This window comes from Paenibacillus rhizoplanae, from assembly GCF_042684125.1.
GTDB classification, from domain to species: domain Bacteria; phylum Bacillota; class Bacilli; order Paenibacillales; family Paenibacillaceae; genus Paenibacillus_AQ; species Paenibacillus_AQ rhizoplanae.
This window is the reverse complement of record NZ_JBHUKY010000006.1, coordinates 1-19,400: the sequence shown is the minus strand read 5'-3', so window position 1 is coordinate 19,400 and position 19,400 is coordinate 1. Positions and strand designations below refer to the sequence as shown.

The window sequence follows — 19,400 nt, the reverse complement described above, 5'->3', positions numbered from 1 at the left end:
CTGGAATTCTTCGTTTACGAAGGGTTCCGGTATTTTTTTTGCGGCTGGCGTGCTTAGAGGACGGGTGAAGTGGGTCAGCTATGCAGAAATAGAAAATTTGAATAAAAGCTCCCAATTGAATTACAATGGAAATTAGTGGATTGCAGCCTGGGCTGGGTGTAGCGGGCGGATTCCTAATCCGGAGAGGTTGAGGGGTTTCCTTATGTTGCAGAGAATTAAAAGAATAGACGGCAGCATTGTGCTTATTCTGATTGTGCTGATGGGGATCTGTATCTTCTCCATTTACAGCGTGACTCACGGGAGAGACGGCCTGGATGGTATGCATATCACCATGCTGCAGTATTATGCGCTGGGTTTTATCGCTTTTATCCTGATCTCCCTGTTCGATTACCGCTTGCTGGTGCGGTATGGACTCTATATTTACATTGCCGGAATCGGTATTCTGCTGTCGGTCAGCTTCATCGGCAAGGTGAAGAACGGTGCCCAGGGCTGGATCGGTATTGGAGATTTAAGTATTCAGCCGGCGGAGCTGTTCAAGCTGATTCTGATTATTTTTCTGACCACCATGCTTGTCCGCAAAAAAAGAAATCCGCTGCGTTTCTGGCGGGATGTCGTGCCGCTCAGCCTAATCGCGTTAATGCCGTTCGCGCTGGTTATTCTCCAGAATGATCTGGGCAATGCGCTCAGTTATATCGTGATTCTGCTTGGGCTTTTGTGGATCGGGAATCTTAAATTCTCCCATGCTCTGATTGGGATGATTATTGCGGGCGGAATGATTCTGGGCTTCGTTCTGAGCTATATTCACTACCATGAGCAGATGGTTCATTTCATCGAAAAAGGTCTGGGCAAGGAACATTTCATCAAACGGTTTGATCCTTGGCTGGTACCTGAGCTGGCCAGCAGCACTGCGAGCTATCAGACCAAAAATGCCCAGACGGCAATTGGTTCCGGCGGGCTGGATGGAGAAGGTTATTTGCAGGGCAGCTCGGTACAAAGCAACCGTGTGCCGTATCTGTATTCGGAATCGATTTTTGTGCAGATTGGGGAAGAATTCGGCTTCCTGGGCGCAGCGGCGCTGCTGATGCTCTTTTTTATCCTGATCCACAGATTAATTGTGATTGCCTTGGAATGCAGGGACCGCGGCGGGCCGCTGCTGATTGTCGGGATCGTGGCAATGCTGCTGTATCAGATTCTGGAGAATATCGGAGCGATGACCGGACTGATGCCGCTGACCGGTATTACCCTGCCGTTCATTAGCTACGGCGGGACCTCGCTGCTGATTAATATGGCCTGTATGGGGATTGCGATGAGCGTGAGGCTCTACGGGCAGGATGTGGAGGACGATCTCCCGCTTCCGCTAAAATCATAGATTACTAGGTTTGCAGTCTCTCATTCCTGGACATACTGGGAACATAAGAGTTTCAGAGGGAGAGGGGCTGCAGAAGATGGATGATTATAAGCTGGAGCAAGGGGATTCCTTGCGGATTACCTTTAAGTATACTGCCATTTTAATTTGTTTTTTTATGATTCTGATGATGGCCTGGGAAGGGCAAAAAAGCGATGCCGCCGTAGCGGAGGTATCCATCCCGCAGGAGTCGATCCGTCTGCGTATTCTGGCGAATTCGGACGGCACCGGGGATCAGCTGGTCAAGCGCCAGATTCGTGACCGGATCGTGGAACAGATCAATCAGTGGGTGGCCGGGCTGGAAGATCCGCAGAGTCTGGAGCAGGCCCGCGCCCTGATCCGTAATCATCTGCCGGAGCTGAATGAGCTGGTGGGCAGAGAGCTGGCGCAGCGCGGGATTGAATACGGCTATCAGGTGGAGCTGGGCACGGTTCCTTTTCCGACCAAAATGTATGGCGGCCGGGTCTATCCTGCCGGAGAATACGAGGCTGTACGGGTCACGCTTGGAGCAGGCAAAGGGCAGAACTGGTGGTGTGTGCTGTTTCCGCCTCTCTGCTTCATCGATGCGGGAACAGGGGATGCTGCGGCTGCGGAACCGGCTGCTGCCAAAACAGGGGCTAAGGATGCGGCTCAGGTCTCGGCCAATGCTTCGGGAGACGGGGCGAAGGTGAAGGCTGCGGATGGAACAGCGCAAGGGGCAGTATCCAGTCTCTCTGATTCTGCTAACAAGGAAGGAAGTTCGGGGGATGCTGTTGAGGCACCGAAGGTGAAGTTTTTCGTATGGGAGCTCTTGAAGAATATCTGGAGCTGGATCTGCGGGCTGTTCGCCTGAATGTCCTGTGAGGCATGGCGTAAGTGTATATTGGATTCTACAGTTTTTGCGCCGGATATGGTACGATGATTGCAGCACTTGAGCAGAAGCGGCTCCACCTGGTGGGGCCGTTTTTGGCGTAATAATTCAATCAGAAAGCTAGTGATGATAGATGACAGAAGATAAGCATTCACCGTTTGCGGCCCAGCGCCGCAGCGGTCATATAGAGTCTACTCTGTACTGGAGCCTTGCTTCCGGCAATGAGGGAACGGATGGCGGAACGGAGAGTTCTGACGGTTTGCCGGTGAGCGGGAGTGACCTGGGCATGATCTCGGAAGCGGCAGCGCTGCTGCGGAGCGGGGAGACGGTGGCCTTTCCGACGGAGACGGTGTACGGACTGGGTGCAGATGCGCGGAACACCGCAGCGGTAGAAGCGGTATTCGCAGCCAAAGGCCGTCCCTCGGATAACCCGCTGATCGTGCATATTGCCCGGCGGGAGGATCTGGATCGACTGGTGACGGAGGTGCATCCGGTGGCCTCGGCGCTGATCGGCGCCTTCTGGCCCGGCCCGCTGACGCTGGTGCTGCCGGTGCGTCCCGGTGTCCTCTCGCCGCTGGTGACGGCGGGCCTGGATACGGTTGGCGTGCGCATGCCGGATCATCCGGTCGCGCTGGCGCTGCTGCGCGCGGCGGATTGTCCGGTTGCTGCGCCCAGTGCCAACCGCTCCGGGCGGCCGAGTCCGACGCTGGCCGCCCATGTGCTGGAAGACCTCGCCGGATATATCGGCGGGGTTCTGGACGGCGGTGCGGCCGGGGTCGGCCTGGAGTCGACCGTGGTGCAGGTGCAGCCGGACGGGACGGTAGCCGTGCTCCGTCCCGGGGGCATCACCGCCGAGCAGCTCGCGGCGGTGACCGGCACTGAAGCGGCCGCAGCGAAGCCGGCCGCAGGCAGCAGCCCGGCGCCGCGCGCGCCGGGCATGAAGTACACGCACTATGCCCCGCGCGGCGCGCTTGGCATAGTACGCGGCTCCTCCGCGCAGCGCGTGGCGGAGACCGCCGCAGGGCTGCTGCAGGCGGCGCAGCGGGCGGGCGAGACCACGGGCCTGCTTCTCTTCGAGGAGCATAGGTCCCTGTATCCCGCCGACCCGGCCGCCTGCGTAGTGTCTCTCGGCTCGCTGTCCTCGCCGGAGGAGGCGGCCCGCTTCTTGTATGCCGCCTTGCGGCGTTTTGATGAAGCGGGGGCCACGTACATTCTGGCCGAGGCCTGCCCGGTCACGGGCCTCGGCGCAGCCATCATGAACCGGCTGATGAAAGCCGCCGGAGAATCGGTGATCGACGCCGGTTAGCAGGCTGCTGTTAGCATGAACCGTGTCCGTTCCCACCTCCCATCCACCTCACAGTCATGAATACCATCTTGTCCGCATATCGTTGTTGTACAAGAACTTACGGACTCAGGGTGGAGGGTTATTCATGGGCTGGGACGGAATATATGGAGGCTGGGGCGGAATATATGAGGGCTGGGGCCAGCTAGTAACAATAGCTATTATGGCAGTTGCGCTGGGGATGGATGCGTTTTCGCTGGGCGTGGGCATCGGGATGAGGGGCATCCGTCTGCTGCATGTGCTGCAGCTTAGCCTGCTGATAGCTTTTTTTCATGTGCTGATGCCGCTGCTGGGCTTGTTCACAGGCAGCTATGTCGGCCATTTGCTGGGACAGGTTACCACGTATGCCGCCGGAGCCCTGCTGGTTATGCTGGGCGGACATATGGTGTTTAATTCCTTCCGTCAGGATAACGGCAGCAGCCGGCAGATGGATCACCGGACGATCTGGGGGATGCTGCTGATCTCGCTCAGTGTAAGTGTAGATTCTTTCTCGGTGGGGGTTTCACTCGGGATGTTTGTGAATAGTATTATTCTAACCGTGCTGGCCTTCGGTGCCTGCGGCGGTGTCATGTCGATTACGGGGCTGCTGCTGGGCCGGCGGGTAAGCCGCGGACTCGGAGAATACGGGGAAGCGCTGGGCGGAGCCATCCTGCTGGCGTTTGGCTTGATGTTCATCTTTTGATACAATAACGGCAATACCCATAATTTTTAAGCTTGCTTAATACCGAAATAATAATGTTTACCGGAGGTGGAAAGGTTGCTGCATATTTTATTTGTCTGCACAGGTAATACCTGCCGTAGTCCCATGGCCGAAGGGCTTCTGCGGAAGCTTGCGAAGGAGCGGGGCATTCATGTGGAGGTGCGGTCTGCCGGAGTTTCTGCTGTCCCGGGTACTTCCATATCCAGACATGCTGGCGGCATTCTGCAGGATGAAGGGATTCAGGACCGCATCGTATCCTCACAGCTGGACGGGGAGGCAGTGGCCTGGGCCGATCTGATCCTTACCCTGACAGGAGCACATAAGCGGCACTTGCTGCAGTATTTTCCTAACGCGGTTACCAAGACCCATACCCTTAAAGAGTATGTCCAGACGCAGGAATCCGTGAATGCCGATATCCGGGAGCTGGACAGCTTGTATGCGGAGGCGGAGCTGAATCTGGCCTTGGGCACCGAGCCGGATGCTGCGGCTATGCAGCGGATGATTGAGATCCGCCAGCGTATTCCCAGCTTCGATATCAGTGATCCGTTCGGCGGCTCGCGTGAAGATTACGAGCTGACGGCTGCCGAGATTCGCACGGCGCTGTACGGTCTGCTTGATAAGCTTGAATCACTAAGACGGCTTTGAAGTGGTTGATTTTTTGCTGACTATCCCTTAAGATGTAATAAATATGATCCGGTTCCGGTGTAACTGGCGACAAGTGTGGATGAAACCACGATGGAGCACCTGGAATAAACGGCCGGTCGCCTGGGCAAAAGAGCACATCCGCAGTTCAACCTGCGGACTGCTCTTTTTTGTTTAAAAGTTGCATCTCCATGGAAATCAGAAACGGTTGAAGGGGGCGCTAAGATGGAGGAAGTCCTGAAGAAGAATTCAGGGGATGACCGCTTATCCGGTATGCCGGCTGCAGAGCAGCAGCTAACGGGCGGCGGGGAGCTTTCTTTGGCCGCTGCCACTGCTGCGGTAACGCGTGAACTTGCAGTAGCGGGCAAGCTTGGTCCGGGGAAGATACTGGTCGTCGGAGCCAGCACAAGCGAAGTGGCGGGGAAGCGGATTGGGACAGGCGGTGCGCTGGAGGTTGCGCGGCAGCTGCTGGAGGGGATTACGCAGATTGCGGATGAATTTGGTTTTCGCCCGGTCTACCAGTGCTGTGAGCATTTGAACCGTTCGCTGGTGATGGAACGCACTCTGCTGGAATCGCTTGGCCTTAGAGAGGTGTCAGCCGTGCCCATTCCGGGAGCCGGAGGCTCCATGGCTGCTGCGGCCTACCAGTCCATGACAGATCCGGTGCTGGCAGAGACCATTGAAGCACATGCCGGTATTGATATCGGGGAGACCCTGATTGGTATGCATCTGCGCCGGATTGCCGTCCCTTACCGGCCAAGCCTGCGATATATCGGGGCTGCCCGGGTAAATGCCGCGTGGAGCAGGCCGCCGCTGATCGGCGGGGAGCGTGCCGTGTACCGCGCGCCCGAGACTAGCGGTTCTGCGAATTGTGACTGAAGTAAGAGGGTTTAGCTAACGGTTTTTCTAAAGATAAGAATTATATGCTTCGCGCTATAATTATCCTTATCTTTCTCGCTGAAACGGTACCATCCTTAAAAGGACGGCAATGCCGTTTCCGCTTGTAATACCCACATAAATCAGAGTTACAGGGAGGAAATTAGAAACATGGAACAATTGCGTAAGAGTGACCCGGCAGTACTGGAAGCGATGGGCCTCGAACTGAGCCGCCAGCGTGCTAACATTGAACTTATTGCCTCAGAGAATATTGTAAGTGAAGCCGTCATGGAAGCTATGGGCTCCGTGCTTACGAACAAATATGCCGAAGGTTATCCCGGCAAGCGTTACTACGGCGGCTGTGAAGATGTGGATATCGTAGAGAACCTGGCCCGTGACCGTGCCAAGGAGCTGTTCGGTGCAGAGCATGCCAACGTGCAGCCGCATTCCGGCGCACAGGCTAATATGGCTGTATACCTGGCTGCGCTCAAGCCCGGCGACACCGTTCTCGGTATGAATCTGGCGCATGGCGGCCATTTGACCCACGGCAGCCCGGTGAATGCTTCCGGAATTCTATATAACTTCGTGGCTTATGGCGTACAGGAGGATTCCTTCCTGATCGATTATGATGAAGTGCGCAAGGCCGCCTTCAAGCACCGTCCCAAAATGATCGTTGCCGGTGCGAGCGCGTATCCGCGTACGATTGATTTTGCTGCACTCGGTTCGATCGCGAATGATGTAGGTGCCCTGTTCATGGTGGATATGGCCCATATTGCCGGTCTGGTGGCTGCCGGTCTTCACCCGAATCCGGTTCCTCATGCCCACTTCGTCACTACAACTACACACAAAACCCTGCGCGGTCCGCGCGGCGGGATGATTCTGTGCAGACAGCCATGGGCTGCCGCTATCGATAAAGCGGTCTTCCCTGGTTCCCAGGGCGGACCGCTGATGCATGTGATTGCGTCCAAGGCCGTGTCGTTCGGTGAGGCGCTGCAGCCTTCATTCAAGACTTACGCCGAGAACGTAGTTAAGAATGCCAAGGTACTGGCGGAGACTCTGGTCGGCGAAGGCATTAATATTGTATCCGGCGGAACCGATAACCATCTGATCCTGCTCGATACCCGCAACCTGAACATTACCGGCAAGGATGCTGAGAAGGTGCTCGACTCCATCGGAATTACAGTCAACAAGAACGCTATTCCGTTTGACCCGACCAGCCCGTTCGTCACCAGCGGTATCCGCATCGGGACACCGGCTGTTACGTCGCGCGGAATGGATGAGCAGGCTATGGTAACGATCGGTCAGATTATTGCACAGGTCCTGAAGAATCCGCAGGATGAAGCTAACTTGACCCAGGCGGCAAGCGAGGTAGCAAAGCTGACTGAACAATATCCGATTTACCCTGGATTGCAGTACTAATCCCCATCCCTCTAACATCGCCTTTGCGTGTCCGGTTCCGCCGGATTTACGCAAGGGCTTTTTGTTTGCTGTTACATAATGTTCACAAATAGCTGCTGAGAAAACGCCATGAATTATGTTGAAAACGTAATGAAAGTTCATGGAACTTTCATAAAAACTAGTGAAAGAACTGTGAATAGTATTAAAAGCGCTTAATCGTACAAACTAAGTTTTGTTTTATATCCAGAGCGGTGGCTGTATTCCCTTAAGCTTCCATGAGCCGTGAATCTTAAGGAAGCAGTAGGGCTGGCAGATTTGTCTATCTGTAGGTGAAAAGCAGTCCGGGTGATGATATAATAGATAGGATTTAGCCACCCGAGAAGCAGAACGCTTACTTTGGCTATAAATAAGACTTACAATTACCGGAGGGACAACATGGGAAAATTGGTGATTTGCGATCATCCATTGATTCAGCACAAATTGACATTCATTCGCGATGTGCGGACCAACACAAAAGACTTCAGGGAGCATGTCGATGAAGTAGCAACACTTATGGCTTATGAGATTACGCGTGACATTCCGCTGGAGACCATTACGGTGCAAACGCCAGTGGCAGAAACGCAGAGCAAGGTGATTTCGGGAAGAATGCTGGGACTGATTCCGATTCTGCGCGCCGGTCTGGGGATGCTCGAAGGCGTGCTCAAGCTGCTTCCTGCAGCCAAGGTAGGCCATGTAGGCCTGTTCCGTGATCCGGACACCCTGCAGCCGGTGGAGTACTACATTAAGCTTCCTACGGATGTGCAGGAACGCGAGCTGATCGTAATCGATCCTATGCTGGCTACAGGCGGCTCTGCCATTGCAGCGATTACCTCGCTTAAGAACCGCGGCTGCACCCAGATCAAGATGATGAACCTGATTGCTGCTCCGGAAGGCGTTGCTGCTGTACAAGCTGCACATCCGGATGTAGATATCTATGTTGCAGCGCTTGACGATCATTTGAATGAGCACGGGTATATCGTTCCGGGCCTGGGAGATGCCGGGGACCGATTGTACGGAACCAAGTAAGAGCCGCAGATCATAGAACGAACACAACAGACAGCAGTTTTCAGAAGAGAGGGAAGGGCTTATGTCCAAAATTAAAGTAATGACGATTTTCGGAGTGCGCCCCGAGGCAATCAAGATGGCGCCGCTGGTTCTGGAGCTGAACAGACATCCTGAGCAGATTGAATCGATTGTCTGTGTAACGGCGCAGCACCGGGAGCTGCTGGATCAGGTGCTTGAGGTGTTTAAGATTACCCCGGATTATGATCTGGATGTAATGAAGGACCGCCAGACGCTTAACGAGATCACCATCCGGGTGCTAGAAGGCCTGGAGCCCGTGCTCCGCGAAGTGAAGCCGGACCTGGTGCTTGTGCACGGCGATACCCTGACCACTTTCCTGGCCAGCTATGCGTCTTTCCTGCAGCAGATTCAGGTTGGGCATGTGGAAGCAGGTCTTCGGACATGGAACAAGCTTTCGCCTTATCCCGAAGAAATGAACCGTCAGCTGACAGGTGTGCTTGCTGATCTGCATTTTGCTCCGACCCATTGGTCAGCGGGCAACCTGAGACACGAGAACAAAAAAGAATCAAGTATTTATATCACAGGCAATACCGTAACCGATGTGTTTCAATATACCGTACAGCCGGACTACCGGCATCCGGTCCTTGATTTTGCTTCAGGAAAAAGACTTATTTTGATGACGGCGCACCGCAGAGAATCCCAAGGCGAACCGCACCGTCATATTTTCCGTGCAGTCAAAAGAATCGCTGATGAATTTGAAGATGTAGCCATTGTTTATCCCGTACACCCGAGTCCTGCAGTAAAGGAACCGGCGCATGAGATCCTCGGCGGACACCCTAGAATCAAGCTGATTGATCCGCTGGATGTCGTTGACCTGCATAACTTTTATCCGCATACCCACCTGATATTGACTGATTCCGGCGGCCTGCAGGAGGAAGCTCCCTCCTTTGGAGTTCCTGTGCTTGTGCTGCGTGATACAACCGAGCGCCCGGAAGGGATCGAGGCCGGAACACTGGAGCTTGTGGGAACGGACGAGGAGAAGGTGTATCAACGGACACATGCTCTTTTGACCGATCAGAACCTCTATCAGTCGATGAGCCGGGCCGCCAACCCGTATGGAGACGGCAAAGCCTCCGAGAGGATTGTCAATGCGATTTTGCACCATTTCGGAGCTGTTGATGAACGTCCGGAAGAATTTCACACAATGTTCACAAATGATAATTTAGGTAACGACAACTAATATACTAACGTTAATAAAAGCAGCATACAGTTAAACTGTACGGTTTATATGGTTTTGGTGTGTTTTGCTGTGATTATTTTCATATTTTCATGCGATTTTGGGCAATTTTCTGTGAATTGACAAAGAGTCTGGATATTCAGTAAAATTAGTTGGGATTGTAGCCTATGAAGGAACCAAAGAATGAGCCTGGACTGGGGCGCACAGCTCTAGTACTCGGGGGTGCGGGCAGCTTGCTCGCCGCTTACATTGTAATAGGCTTTTTTGTGGCAAAGTGGCTGCGTAATCTGATGGACGGACCTGCCTTTTGGCTGGCTATCGGAACAATTACCGGGTTGATTCTCGGAGTTGTGAATGTTGCTCTGCTAATCAAAAATTTTTTGGGGGAGCAAAATGGATAATATGACTCCCGTAATCAATATCGTCACCAGGGTGACAGTAATCATTATGGCGGGATTGGTAATGGGGTGGGCTCTCCATCATGAGACCCGTGCAGTTACTCTGGGTATGGCACTCGGCTTGCTGGCAGGACTAGTTAACTTCCGTTATCTTGCCCTCAAGGTCAGAAGAGTGACAGCGGCAGTGGCGAAGCAAGGGAAAAGCTCCTTCAGCCTTGGTTTTGCTACAAGAATCAGTTTTGCAATTCTGGTTACCATGTTTTCAGTCAAATATGAGCATTTCTCGCTGGAGGCAACGATTATCGGCCTGTTCATCCCCCAGCTTCTGGCTATTCCCGTGGGGATATATCTAGGAATCAAGAATAAGCTGTAGCCATATTAAAGAGAAAGGGGGATGATACTATGCACGATATGCCTTTAATCTATGTTGGCGGAATACCGATTGACCTGTCTGCTGTGCTGATGCTGGTAATCAGCTCGGTAATAGTGTTCGTACTGGTCATGCTGTCCGTCCGCAACCTGTCGGTTGAGAATCCGTCCAAGCTCCAGAATTTCATGGAATGGGTGGTCGAATTTGTACAGGGACTGATCAGCAGCGCCATGGATCTGAAGAAGGGAAAACCTTACATATCACTGGGATTGACGCTGATACTGTTTATCTTCGTCTCCAATCTCCTTGGTCTGCCGTTTTCCGTTATTACAGAAGCCCATGAGCCGGTTACAATCTTTGGACATGTTATCGAAGCAACCAAGAACCTGGCCGATGGTGCGCATGCTGAGATTCTGTGGTACAAATCGCCGACTGCAGACATCAACGTAACCGCAGGACTTGCGATTGTTGTGTTTGTACTCATGAACTACTTAGGCATCAAGCTGAACGGCAAGCATTATTTCAAGCATTATATTGAGCCGTTTCCAATTTTCCTGCCGCTGAACATCATTGAGAACCTGGCGAAGCCGGTGGCGCTTGCCATTCGTCTATTCGCTAACATTTTTGCCGGCGAGGTTCTGATTACCGTAATTCTGAAGCTGGGACTGTTCAGTATTCCGTTCTTGGCCATCTGGCAAGGCTTCAGTATCTTTGTCGGGGCACTTCAGGCCTTTATCTTTACGATTCTGACGATGGTTTACATCGCACAGATGACGATCCACGAGGAAGAAGCGCATTAATAAGCTGCCGTGAGGATAGCGGCAGGTGCCGGAATACTTCGCGGGAGATTTTATATTATTAAGTCATTACAAAAAGAACCGAAATTAAAGGAGGATATTTACAAATGGAATTTTTAGCAGCAGCAATCGCGGTTGGTTTGGGCGCACTCGGCGCAGGTCTGGGTAACGGTATGATCGTCAGCAAGACGGTGGAATCTATCGCCCGTCAGCCGGAAGCACGTAACGCACTGCAGACAACAATGTTTATCGGTGTAGGTATCGTAGAAGTTATTCCTTTGGCCGCTACAGTTATCGCGTTCCTGATCATGTTTACTTAATAAACCGTTTTTACGGTTTGGCGGGGAGGGCAAGTGCCATCCGCGCCTTACTTTTGTATATGTCCGCAAGCCGCGGTAACGGAAGGGAGTGACCTCAGTGGATATCATTTGGACAAATATATTATTTTCTATTGTTGCATTTGCAATTCTGTACTTCTTGCTCAGCAAATTTGCTTTCAGCAAGCTGTTCGGAATTATGGAAAAGCGCCGTGAAATGGTGCTGCAGCAAATGGATGAAGCAGCCAAGACCAGAGAGCAGGCGGTCGCTTATGTAGAAGAGCAGAAGCAGGCTCTGCAGCAGGCGCGCCAAGAGGCACAGGCTATCATTCAGCAATCCCAGGCTACCAGCAACAACCAGGTTGATAAAATTCTCGAGCAGGCCCACGTGGAAGCGAGCCGTCTGAAAGACGAAGCGGTACGTGACATTGAGAACGAGAAGAACAAAGCGGTCGAAGCACTGCGCAGCGAGCTGGGTACAGCCTCCGTCCGCATTGCCTCGAAGCTGCTTGAGAAGGAAGTTGCAGCTGACGGCGAGCAGGAACAGCTTGTTGATCAATACCTCAAAGAGGTAGGAGGCCGATCATGAGCCGCGATACGGTAGTTGCCGGGCGCTATGCCAAAGCCTTGTACGGTGCAGCATTCGATGAAGGCATTACGCTTCAAGTGGAGGAACAGCTCAAATTAGTCGTCGAAGTGCTTCATAACGATGTTGAGGTGAAACGGTTTATCCTCGCACCCCGCATCTCGCAATCCGACAAGCTGAATGTGCTGCGCGGGACACTTCAAGGTAAAGTCTCGGAAGCGGTCATGAACACGGTACAATTATTGGTAGAGCGGGGCAGAACCGATATTTTCGAAGAGTTGCTTGCCAAGTATATCAAGATTGAAGGGGATGCTCTTGGCATTGGCTACGCAACTGTCTATTCCGCTTATTCCCTGAATCAAGCTGAACAGGATAGTGTTGCGGCTGAATTCAGCCAGCTTACTGGCCGTAAGATTCGTGTAACCAATGTAGTGGATAGAAGCCTGCTCGGCGGACTGAAGGTCCTAATCGGCGATACGCTGTATGATGGAAGTCTGGCTGGTAAGCTTACGCGTCTTGAGAAATCCTTTAATGATAAGCAAAGAAGATAGGGGTGAGGATATTGGGCATCAGACCTGAAGAGATCAGCACTTTGATCAAAAGTCAAATTGAGCAATATAAAGCCGATATCGAAGTGGCCGAAATTGGCACCGTCATTCAAGTCGGCGACGGTATCGCCCGTGTCTACGGTCTGGAAAACGCAATGGCAGGGGAACTGCTGGAGTTCTCCAACGGGGTAGTGGGCATGGCACTTAACCTGGAAGAAAGCAACGTCGGTGTTGTTATTCTGGGGGAATACAAAGAGATCCGCGAAGGCGATCAGGTCAAACGTACTGGCCAGATCATGCAGGTTCCGGTTGGCGAAGCCATGCTGGGCCGCGTAGTCAATGCACTGGGTCAGCCGCTTGACGGCAAAGGTCCAATCGCTACTACAGAATTCCGTCCGGTTGAACATAACGCGCCGGGGGTTATCGACCGTAAGTCGGTACACGAACCGATGCAGACCGGTCTAAAGGCAATCGATGCCATGGTGCCAATCGGCCGTGGACAACGCGAGCTGATCATTGGTGACCGTCAGACAGGTAAGACAGCGATTGCTATTGATGCGATCATCAACCAGAAGGGCAACGGGATGAAATGTATCTATGTTGCTATCGGACAAAAACAATCTACTGTAGCACAGGTAGTTGAAACCCTCCGCCGTCATGGCGCGCTGGATTACACTATCGTTGTAACCGCGTCGGCTTCCGAGCCTTCTCCGCTGCTCTATATTGCTCCGTACGCAGGCTGCGCAATGGGCGAATACTTCATGTATAAAGGCGAGCATGTGCTTGTCATTTATGATGACCTTTCCAAGCAAGCTTCGGCTTACCGCGAATTGTCCTTGCTGCTCCGCCGTCCACCGGGCCGGGAAGCTTTCCCTGGTGACGTATTCTACTTGCACTCCCGTCTGCTGGAACGTGCGGCCAAGCTTAGCGATGCGCTTGGTGGAGGTTCATTAACCGCCCTGCCATTCATCGAAACACAGGCTTCTGACGTATCGGCTTACATTCCAACGAACGTAATTTCGATCACAGACGGCCAAATCTTCCTTGAATCCGATCTGTTCAACTCCGGGCAGCGTCCGGCGATCAACGTTGGTATCTCCGTATCCCGTGTAGGGGGTTCCGCACAGATCAAAGCCATGAAGAAAGTCGCCGGTTCCCTGCGTCTGGATCTGGCTCAATACCGTGAGCTTCAGGCTTTCTCCCAGTTCGGCTCCGATCTGGACAAATCAACACAGGCTCGTCTGAACCGCGGTGCACGTATGATGGAGATTCTGAAGCAGGGCGTGAACCAGCCGCTTGGCGTTGAGCATCAAGTGGTTAGTCTGTACACCGCCGTCAAAGGACATCTGGATGATATTCCTGTCAAGGACGTTAAGCGTTTCGAGAAGGAATTCCTGGCCTTTATCGACAGCAGTGCAACTGAAATCCTCAAATCCATCACGGATACCAAGGATCTGACGGCAGACAACGAAGCTGCTCTTAAGGAAGCCATCGATAAATTCAAAAGAGGCTTTGCTACAAGCTAATATATAGAGATTACCGTTTATGCTTACGAAGTTAGCTTTGGCTACGCCAAAGCTCTAAGGTGGTGAAATCATGGCAAGAAGCATGCGCGATATTAAACGTCAAATTAAGAGCGTTCAGAACACCAGACAGATCACCAAAGCGATGGAGATGGTCGCTGCGTCCAAGCTGCGCAAGGCGCAGGAGAAGGCAGAAGCAGCCCGTCCATATTCAGAGAAGCTTAAAGAGGTCGTCTCGAGTATTGCTGCCGGTACGCAGGATCTCCAGCACCCGATGCTGGTCAGCCGGCCTGTCAAAAAAACAGGTTATTTGATCATCACCTCGGACAGAGGTCTTGCCGGCGGCTACAATGCGAACATTCTGCGTAAAGTAACGATGCTGATCGCAGAACGCCATAAGTCCAAGGATGAGTATGCGCTGTTTGTGATCGGGCGCAAAGGCCGTGACTTTTTGCGGCGCCGTGAGTATCCCATTGTAGAAGAAATCACCGAGCTGTCCGATACCCCGAAATTTGCCGACATCAAGTCGATTGCTTATTCGGCGGTTAACCAGTTCGAGACAGGTGTCTATGATGAGATCTACATTTGCTACAACCAGTTTGTCAATGCGATCAGCCAGATTCCGACTGTAGACAGACTTCTGCCTATGGAAGGTGTTGGGGAAGGCGGGCATCACGGAGCAGCAGCCGCTTATGAGTACGAGCCTTCACCTGAAGGCGTACTGGAGGTTCTGCTTCCTAAATACGCCGAAACTTTAATCTATGGTGCTCTTCTGAACGGCAAGGCCAGTGAGCTGGGAGCCAAAATGACAGCCATGGGCAGTGCAACGAAGAACGCGTCAAAAATGATCGGAGAACTTAGACTTACGTACAACCGTGCCCGTCAGGCGGCCATTACGCAAGAAATTACCGAGATCGTGGCTGGTGCGAACGCGCAGTCTTGATATGAGTGGGCTTAAGGTCCATATGTAACAGCTTTCGAGGAGGGAAATGAAGATGAACAAAGGACGCGTTGTGAGCATTATGGGTCCAGTTGTCGATATTGAATTTGAACGCGGCCAGTTGCCCCAGATATTCAATGCCATCAAAATTGTTGCGAGCCTCAGCGATGGCCGCAACATGGATCTGACTCTTGAAGTTTCCAATCATCTTGGAGATAACCTGGTGCGCTGTATCGCCATGTCCTCTACAGATGGACTGGTTCGCGGGATTGACGCTATTGACCAGGGAGCGCCGATCTCGGTTCCTGTTGGTGAAGCAACACTTGGCCGCGTATTTAACGTACTTGGTAATCCAATTGATAACGGTGCTGAAGTGGTGGCTGCAAGAAACCCGATTCACCGTCTGGCTCCTACCTTTGATGAGTTGTCTACTCAGGCAGAGGTTCTGGAAACCGGAATTAAGGTAATCGACTTGCTGGCCCCTTATGCCAAGGGCGGTAAAATCGGCCTGTTCGGCGGTGCCGGCGTTGGTAAAACAGTAACCATCCAGGAATTGATCAACAACATCGCACAGGAGCACGGCGGGATTTCCGTCTTCGCAGGCGTTGGCGAGCGGACACGTGAAGGGAATGACCTCTATCACGAAATGACCGATTCCGGCGTTATCAAGAAAACGGCGATGGTCTTCGGACAAATGAATGAGCCTCCAGGCGCGCGTCTGCGCGTAGCACTGACTGGTCTGACTATGGCGGAATATTTCCGTGATGTGGAAGGCCGCGACACGCTGCTCTTTATCGATAACATCTTCCGGTTCACCCAGGCAGGTTCCGAAGTATCGGCTCTTCTCGGCCGTATGCCGTCTGCGGTAGGTTACCAGCCTACACTGGCTACAGAAATGGGCCAATTGCAGGAGCGGATTACGTCCACGAAGAAAGGCTCCGTTACTTCCATTCAGGCGATCTACGTACCTGCGGATGACTATACTGACCCTGCACCGGCTACGGCGTTTGCCCACTTGGATGCAACGACCAACCTGGAGCGTAAAATTTCCGAAAAAGGGATCTTCCCTGCGGTTGACCCGCTGGCTTCCAGCTCGCGGATGCTGGCACCGGAAATCGTCGGCGAAGAGCACTATAACGTGGCACAAGGCGTTAAGCAGCTGCTGCAGCGTTATACCGAGCTTCAGGATATCATTGCCATCCTGGGTATGGATGAGCTGAGTGAAGAGGATAAGGTGATTGTATCCCGCGCCCGTAAAGTTGAGCGCTTCCTGTCCCAGCCTTTCCACGTAGCAGAGCAGTTCACTGGCTTCAAAGGTAAATACGTGCCGATCAAAGAAACCGTACGCAGCTTCAAGGAAATCCTCGAAGGTAAGCATGATGATCTTCCTGAAGTGGCGTTCCTGTTCGTAGGCACGATTGAAGAAGCGGTGGAAAAAGCGAAAACGTTGTAACCCTAAGCATACTTATGCTGGGGATCGGGCTTTATTCTGTAAAGCTTTGAGGAGGAATGGAAGTGAATACCTTTTTGCTCGAAATAGTTACTCCGGAGCATCTGGTCTACTCCAAGCAAGTGAACAGCCTGACGGTACGCGGCGTGAATGGTGAACTGGGGATTCTGCCGGGACATATTCCGCTCGTCACCCCGCTTCAGGTTGCTCCGCTTAGCGTTAAGGCGGACGGCGTTACAGTCTCCATCGCTGTGCATGGCGGGTTCGTTGAAGTGCACAAAGATAAGGTAACGGTGCTGGCTGAAAGTGCTGAGCTGCCCCGGGATATTGATGTGGAGCGCGCTGAAGCGGCTAAGGAGCGGGCTGAGCGCCGCCTCAAGCTGCAAAGCAAGCAGGATGAGGTTGATCACCGCCGTGCGGAGCTGGCATTACAGCGTGCTGTAACGCGGATCAAAGTTTCGACCGGTAAAGGACAACAGTAGCAGATAAGCGGTCAAGCCCAGGGCTTGACTGCTTTTTTTGCTTCAATAAATCTAGCAAAGTATGAACATATCGTAATCAGATGTGTCTATAAAAGCCGAATTGTTTAAAATTTCGTAAAAGTACTGGATTCTTTTCCCCTGCACAAGTATGATATAAGAGTCGATTTCCGAGTACCTAACACAGGGGGCTAATATGAACACACGTTTATCCGCTGAGTTGTCGGGTGCGGTCGGCACCAGCAATATGATTTCGATGATTGTCTCTTTGATCTGTGTGGCAATATCCTGGTGGGCACTTCAGAACCTTAAGCTGGATTTGGTCATAAGATATCCCAAGAGCCCACAGGGCAGACTGCTGCACCTGTTGCTTGCGATTGTCCTGGGTCACTTCGTGGCCGGGTTCCTGCTTGACTACCTGGGCTGGAGCGGACTTACCCTGCGGATGTTTTAACGGCAACAGCTTTGGTTATATCTGTATAGGCCAACGCAGTGAAAAAAGTGTCGAATAATAAGGTTTTATTATGTCAACACTGAATTTAAGCAAGGAATCTGCACCTAAGACGCAATGACGGAATATTCAATATCTTAACAGATGAATTTTAACCTTAAAATTAATATCAGAAATAATGGACGCGGAGGGAAACCGAAATGAGCAAATTTATCGTCCGCGGTGGCAACAGATTGACCGGGAGCGTGAAAGTTAGCGGCGCAAAAAATTCCGTACTACCGATCATAGCCGCCTCTCTATTGGCAGAAGAAGGAGTTAGCGTCATTGTGGACGCACCTCCGTTAGACGATGTAATGACGATTAACAAGGTACTGGAATCTCTGGGTGCAGGTATTACATACCAGAACGATGTGATTGAAGTAGATGCGACCAATATTACCTCCTGTGAAGCGCCATATGAATGGGTACGCAAAATGCGGGCTTCTTTCCTGGTTATGGGCCCACTCCTGTCCCGTATGGGGCATACACGTATTTCCCTGCCTGGCGGTTGTGCCATTGGAACAAGGCCGATTGACCAGCATTTGAAGGGTTTTGAAGCGCTCGGCGCCGAGATTAGTCTGGGCCAGGGCTACATTGATGCGAAAAGTAACGGTCGACTGCGCGGAGCCAAGATCTATCTGGATGTGGCCAGCGTAGGTGCAACCGAAAATATAATGATGGCAGCGGCACTTGCCGAAGGCACCACAGTGATTGAGAACGCGGCGAAGGAACCTGAGATTGTTGACCTTGCCAATTACCTGAACGGTATGGGCGGCATTGTGCGCGGAGCCGGAACCGGAGTGATCCGGATTGAAGGCGTGGAGCGTATGCACGGCGTAAGACATCATGTTATCCCTGACCGGATCGAGGCTGGAACCTACATGGCGGCAGCAGCGATTACAGGCGGCGATGTGTATGTTGAGGGAGCTATTGCCGACCATCTGGGTCCGGTGATTGCCAAGATGGAGGAAATGGGCGTTACGATTATCCCGGATGAGAACGGAGTCCGTGTCATCAGCGATAAGCCGCTGAAGGCTGTCGATCTCAAGACATTACCTTACCCGGGATTCCCGACAGATATGCAGTCACAGATGATGGCGCTGCTGCTCCGCTCGGAAGGAACCAGCGTAGTGACAGAGACCGTCTTCGAGAACCGGTTCATGCATGTGGATGAATTCCACAACATGAACGCGGAGATCAAGATTGAGGGACGCTCTGCGATCGTGACCGGCAATGCCAGTCTGGTCGGCGCTAAGGTATGTGCTACGGACCTGCGTGCAGGGGCTGCGCTTATTTTGGCAGGACTTGTGGCTGAAGGCACTACAGAAGTTAGCGGAACGCATCACATTGACCGCGGATATGTGCACTTGGCTGAGAAGCTGTCTGGACTTGGTGCAGACATATGGCGTATTTCCATGGAAGAGTCGGCTGTTCCTGCTGCGAAGGAAGAAGCGCTTAAGCCTGAACCGGCCAGAAGCGAATCCTCCAAAGCCGAAGAGATCAGACCCCGCTTCCAGATTCAACCGTCTTGGGTATAATAGCTATTCTTAAAAATATTAGGACCAGCCGCTTAGCGGCTGGTCCTTTTTTTTGAAAATATAAGAATTTATTTGTTTCACATGATAACTTATCCTTCTATTTCTTGCTGAAACGGTACCGTCCTTTAAAAAGACGGCAAAGCCGTTTCCAATTGATATAACTTATATGTTTCGGGGGATTCCGCAACTCTCTTTCTCTCAAAATCCCGTTCTAGCAGGTGGCGGAAATTCATATCTATAAGAATCACCGGTGCTTACGGAAGGAGCCATAGAGATGAAAGAGTTAAACAACCTGCGGCGCATCCTGAAGCGTCCGCGGCGCTACGCGCGTGCGCGGCGCGGCGCACACCCGCTCCGGCGGCTGGTCCCCGCCGCCTGGCTGGCAGCGCCCCTGCTGGCGGCTCTGCTGCTGCCGCTGGCTGTTGTCCCGCAGCGCGGGGGACAACAGCCGC

General features: G+C 52.5%; 21 protein-coding genes and 1 riboswitch. All 21 genes read left to right on the top strand.

Annotation, left to right across the window (positions count from 1 at the left end; genetic code table 11):
* Positions 1-202: 202 nt before the first annotated feature.
* The 21 genes from ACFSX3_RS01440 (at position 203) to murA (ending at position 18,948) form a co-directional block, all read left to right on the top strand.
* Positions 203-1,369 carry an FtsW/RodA/SpoVE family cell cycle protein gene (locus tag ACFSX3_RS01440; RefSeq protein ID WP_209989018.1) on the top strand — a complete coding sequence of 389 codons (1,167 nt, stop codon included), beginning with the start codon at positions 203-205 and terminating at the stop codon, positions 1,367-1,369.
* Positions 1,370-1,478: 109 nt separating this feature from the next.
* On the top strand, positions 1,479-2,237 hold the full coding sequence (gene spoIIR, locus ACFSX3_RS01435) for a stage II sporulation protein R (protein ID WP_379312535.1): 759 nt from the start codon (positions 1,479-1,481) through the stop codon (positions 2,235-2,237).
* Between the two features lie 151 nt (positions 2,238-2,388).
* Positions 2,389-3,561, top strand: coding sequence for an L-threonylcarbamoyladenylate synthase (locus tag ACFSX3_RS01430; RefSeq protein ID WP_209989012.1), 1,173 nt, complete (start codon positions 2,389-2,391; stop codon positions 3,559-3,561).
* 124 nt (positions 3,562-3,685) lie between these two features.
* Positions 3,686-4,279 carry a manganese efflux pump MntP gene (locus tag ACFSX3_RS01425; RefSeq protein ID WP_209989009.1) on the top strand — a complete coding sequence of 198 codons (594 nt, stop codon included), beginning with the start codon at positions 3,686-3,688 and terminating at the stop codon, positions 4,277-4,279.
* 75 nt (positions 4,280-4,354) lie between these two features.
* Entirely contained in the window at positions 4,355-4,942 is a 588-nt protein-coding gene (locus ACFSX3_RS01420; RefSeq protein ID WP_209989006.1) for a low molecular weight protein arginine phosphatase, read from the top strand.
* Between the two features lie 49 nt (positions 4,943-4,991).
* Positions 4,992-5,075, top strand: a riboswitch (ZMP/ZTP riboswitch).
* 137 nt (positions 5,076-5,212) lie between these two features.
* Complete coding sequence (locus ACFSX3_RS01415; RefSeq protein WP_379258551.1) at positions 5,213-5,818, top strand: TIGR01440 family protein; 606 nt, start codon at positions 5,213-5,215, stop codon at positions 5,816-5,818.
* Between the two features lie 168 nt (positions 5,819-5,986).
* Positions 5,987-7,234, top strand: a complete 1,248-nt coding sequence (locus ACFSX3_RS01410) for a serine hydroxymethyltransferase (RefSeq protein WP_209988999.1) — start codon at positions 5,987-5,989, stop codon at positions 7,232-7,234.
* Positions 7,235-7,648: 414 nt separating this feature from the next.
* Positions 7,649-8,278, top strand: a complete 630-nt coding sequence (gene upp, locus ACFSX3_RS01405) for a uracil phosphoribosyltransferase (protein WP_209988995.1) — start codon at positions 7,649-7,651, stop codon at positions 8,276-8,278.
* A 61-nt stretch (positions 8,279-8,339) separates the two neighbouring features.
* A complete protein-coding gene (gene wecB, locus ACFSX3_RS01400) occupies positions 8,340-9,515 on the top strand; it encodes a non-hydrolyzing UDP-N-acetylglucosamine 2-epimerase (protein WP_209988987.1) in 1,176 nt (391 codons plus the stop codon).
* 164 nt (positions 9,516-9,679) lie between these two features.
* Complete coding sequence (locus tag ACFSX3_RS01395) at positions 9,680-9,913, top strand: ATPase F0F1 (protein WP_209868447.1); 234 nt, start codon at positions 9,680-9,682, stop codon at positions 9,911-9,913.
* On the top strand, positions 9,906-10,283 hold the full coding sequence (locus ACFSX3_RS01390) for an ATP synthase subunit I (RefSeq protein ID WP_209988983.1): 378 nt from the start codon (positions 9,906-9,908) through the stop codon (positions 10,281-10,283). The genes ACFSX3_RS01395 and ACFSX3_RS01390 overlap by 8 nt, the downstream gene beginning before the upstream one ends.
* Positions 10,284-10,312: 29 nt before the next feature.
* Positions 10,313-11,080: a F0F1 ATP synthase subunit A gene (gene atpB / locus ACFSX3_RS01385; protein ID WP_209988979.1), complete on the top strand. Its 768-nt coding sequence runs from the start codon at positions 10,313-10,315 to the stop codon at positions 11,078-11,080.
* A 104-nt stretch (positions 11,081-11,184) separates the two neighbouring features.
* Positions 11,185-11,397 carry a F0F1 ATP synthase subunit C gene (gene atpE, locus ACFSX3_RS01380; RefSeq protein WP_036699216.1) on the top strand — a complete coding sequence of 71 codons (213 nt, stop codon included), beginning with the start codon at positions 11,185-11,187 and terminating at the stop codon, positions 11,395-11,397.
* A gap of 97 nt (positions 11,398-11,494) precedes the next feature.
* Positions 11,495-11,983 carry a F0F1 ATP synthase subunit B gene (gene atpF / locus ACFSX3_RS01375; RefSeq protein ID WP_209988977.1) on the top strand — a complete coding sequence of 163 codons (489 nt, stop codon included), beginning with the start codon at positions 11,495-11,497 and terminating at the stop codon, positions 11,981-11,983.
* Positions 11,980-12,531 carry a F0F1 ATP synthase subunit delta gene (locus tag ACFSX3_RS01370; protein WP_209988974.1) on the top strand — a complete coding sequence of 184 codons (552 nt, stop codon included), beginning with the start codon at positions 11,980-11,982 and terminating at the stop codon, positions 12,529-12,531. Before atpF ends, ACFSX3_RS01370 begins: the two co-directional genes overlap by 4 nt.
* Before the next feature lie 11 nt (positions 12,532-12,542).
* The gene (atpA, locus tag ACFSX3_RS01365; protein WP_209988970.1) at positions 12,543-14,054 is read left to right on the top strand and encodes a F0F1 ATP synthase subunit alpha; all 1,512 of its coding nucleotides are present in this window, start codon (positions 12,543-12,545) and stop codon (positions 14,052-14,054) included.
* Positions 14,055-14,124: 70 nt separating this feature from the next.
* On the top strand, positions 14,125-14,994 hold the full coding sequence (atpG, locus tag ACFSX3_RS01360) for an ATP synthase F1 subunit gamma (protein WP_209988967.1): 870 nt from the start codon (positions 14,125-14,127) through the stop codon (positions 14,992-14,994).
* 52 nt (positions 14,995-15,046) lie between these two features.
* Positions 15,047-16,444 (top strand): F0F1 ATP synthase subunit beta, encoded by a 1,398-nt coding sequence (gene atpD / locus ACFSX3_RS01355; protein ID WP_036699208.1) that lies wholly within the window; start codon positions 15,047-15,049, stop codon positions 16,442-16,444.
* 62 nt (positions 16,445-16,506) lie between these two features.
* Entirely contained in the window at positions 16,507-16,923 is a 417-nt protein-coding gene (locus ACFSX3_RS01350; RefSeq protein ID WP_209988964.1) for a F0F1 ATP synthase subunit epsilon, read from the top strand.
* A gap of 193 nt (positions 16,924-17,116) precedes the next feature.
* Positions 17,117-17,374, top strand: a complete 258-nt coding sequence (locus ACFSX3_RS01345; RefSeq protein WP_209988961.1) for a DUF1146 family protein — start codon at positions 17,117-17,119, stop codon at positions 17,372-17,374.
* Between the two features lie 197 nt (positions 17,375-17,571).
* Complete coding sequence (gene murA, locus ACFSX3_RS01340; protein ID WP_036699206.1) at positions 17,572-18,948, top strand: UDP-N-acetylglucosamine 1-carboxyvinyltransferase; 1,377 nt, start codon at positions 17,572-17,574, stop codon at positions 18,946-18,948.
* The last annotated feature ends 452 nt before the right edge of the window (positions 18,949-19,400 follow it).

Coding starts and splice junctions, on each gene's coding strand:
- ACFSX3_RS01440 (WP_209989018.1), top strand. CDS start 203: ATGTTGCAGAGAATTAAAAGAATAGACGGCAGCATTGTGCTTATTCTG.
- ACFSX3_RS01430 (WP_209989012.1), top strand. CDS start 2,389: ATGACAGAAGATAAGCATTCACCGTTTGCGGCCCAGCGCCGCAGCGGT.
- ACFSX3_RS01425 (WP_209989009.1), top strand. CDS start 3,686: ATGGGCTGGGACGGAATATATGGAGGCTGGGGCGGAATATATGAGGGC.
- ACFSX3_RS01415 (WP_379258551.1), top strand. CDS start 5,213: ATGCCGGCTGCAGAGCAGCAGCTAACGGGCGGCGGGGAGCTTTCTTTG.
- ACFSX3_RS01410 (WP_209988999.1), top strand. CDS start 5,987: ATGGAACAATTGCGTAAGAGTGACCCGGCAGTACTGGAAGCGATGGGC.
- upp (WP_209988995.1), top strand. CDS start 7,649: ATGGGAAAATTGGTGATTTGCGATCATCCATTGATTCAGCACAAATTG.
- wecB (WP_209988987.1), top strand. CDS start 8,340: ATGTCCAAAATTAAAGTAATGACGATTTTCGGAGTGCGCCCCGAGGCA.
- ACFSX3_RS01395 (WP_209868447.1), top strand. CDS start 9,680: ATGAAGGAACCAAAGAATGAGCCTGGACTGGGGCGCACAGCTCTAGTA.
- ACFSX3_RS01390 (WP_209988983.1), top strand. CDS start 9,906: ATGGATAATATGACTCCCGTAATCAATATCGTCACCAGGGTGACAGTA.
- atpB (WP_209988979.1), top strand. CDS start 10,313: ATGCACGATATGCCTTTAATCTATGTTGGCGGAATACCGATTGACCTG.
- atpE (WP_036699216.1), top strand. CDS start 11,185: ATGGAATTTTTAGCAGCAGCAATCGCGGTTGGTTTGGGCGCACTCGGC.
- ACFSX3_RS01370 (WP_209988974.1), top strand. CDS start 11,980: ATGAGCCGCGATACGGTAGTTGCCGGGCGCTATGCCAAAGCCTTGTAC.
- atpG (WP_209988967.1), top strand. CDS start 14,125: ATGGCAAGAAGCATGCGCGATATTAAACGTCAAATTAAGAGCGTTCAG.
- atpD (WP_036699208.1), top strand. CDS start 15,047: ATGAACAAAGGACGCGTTGTGAGCATTATGGGTCCAGTTGTCGATATT.
- ACFSX3_RS01345 (WP_209988961.1), top strand. CDS start 17,117: ATGAACACACGTTTATCCGCTGAGTTGTCGGGTGCGGTCGGCACCAGC.
- murA (WP_036699206.1), top strand. CDS start 17,572: ATGAGCAAATTTATCGTCCGCGGTGGCAACAGATTGACCGGGAGCGTG.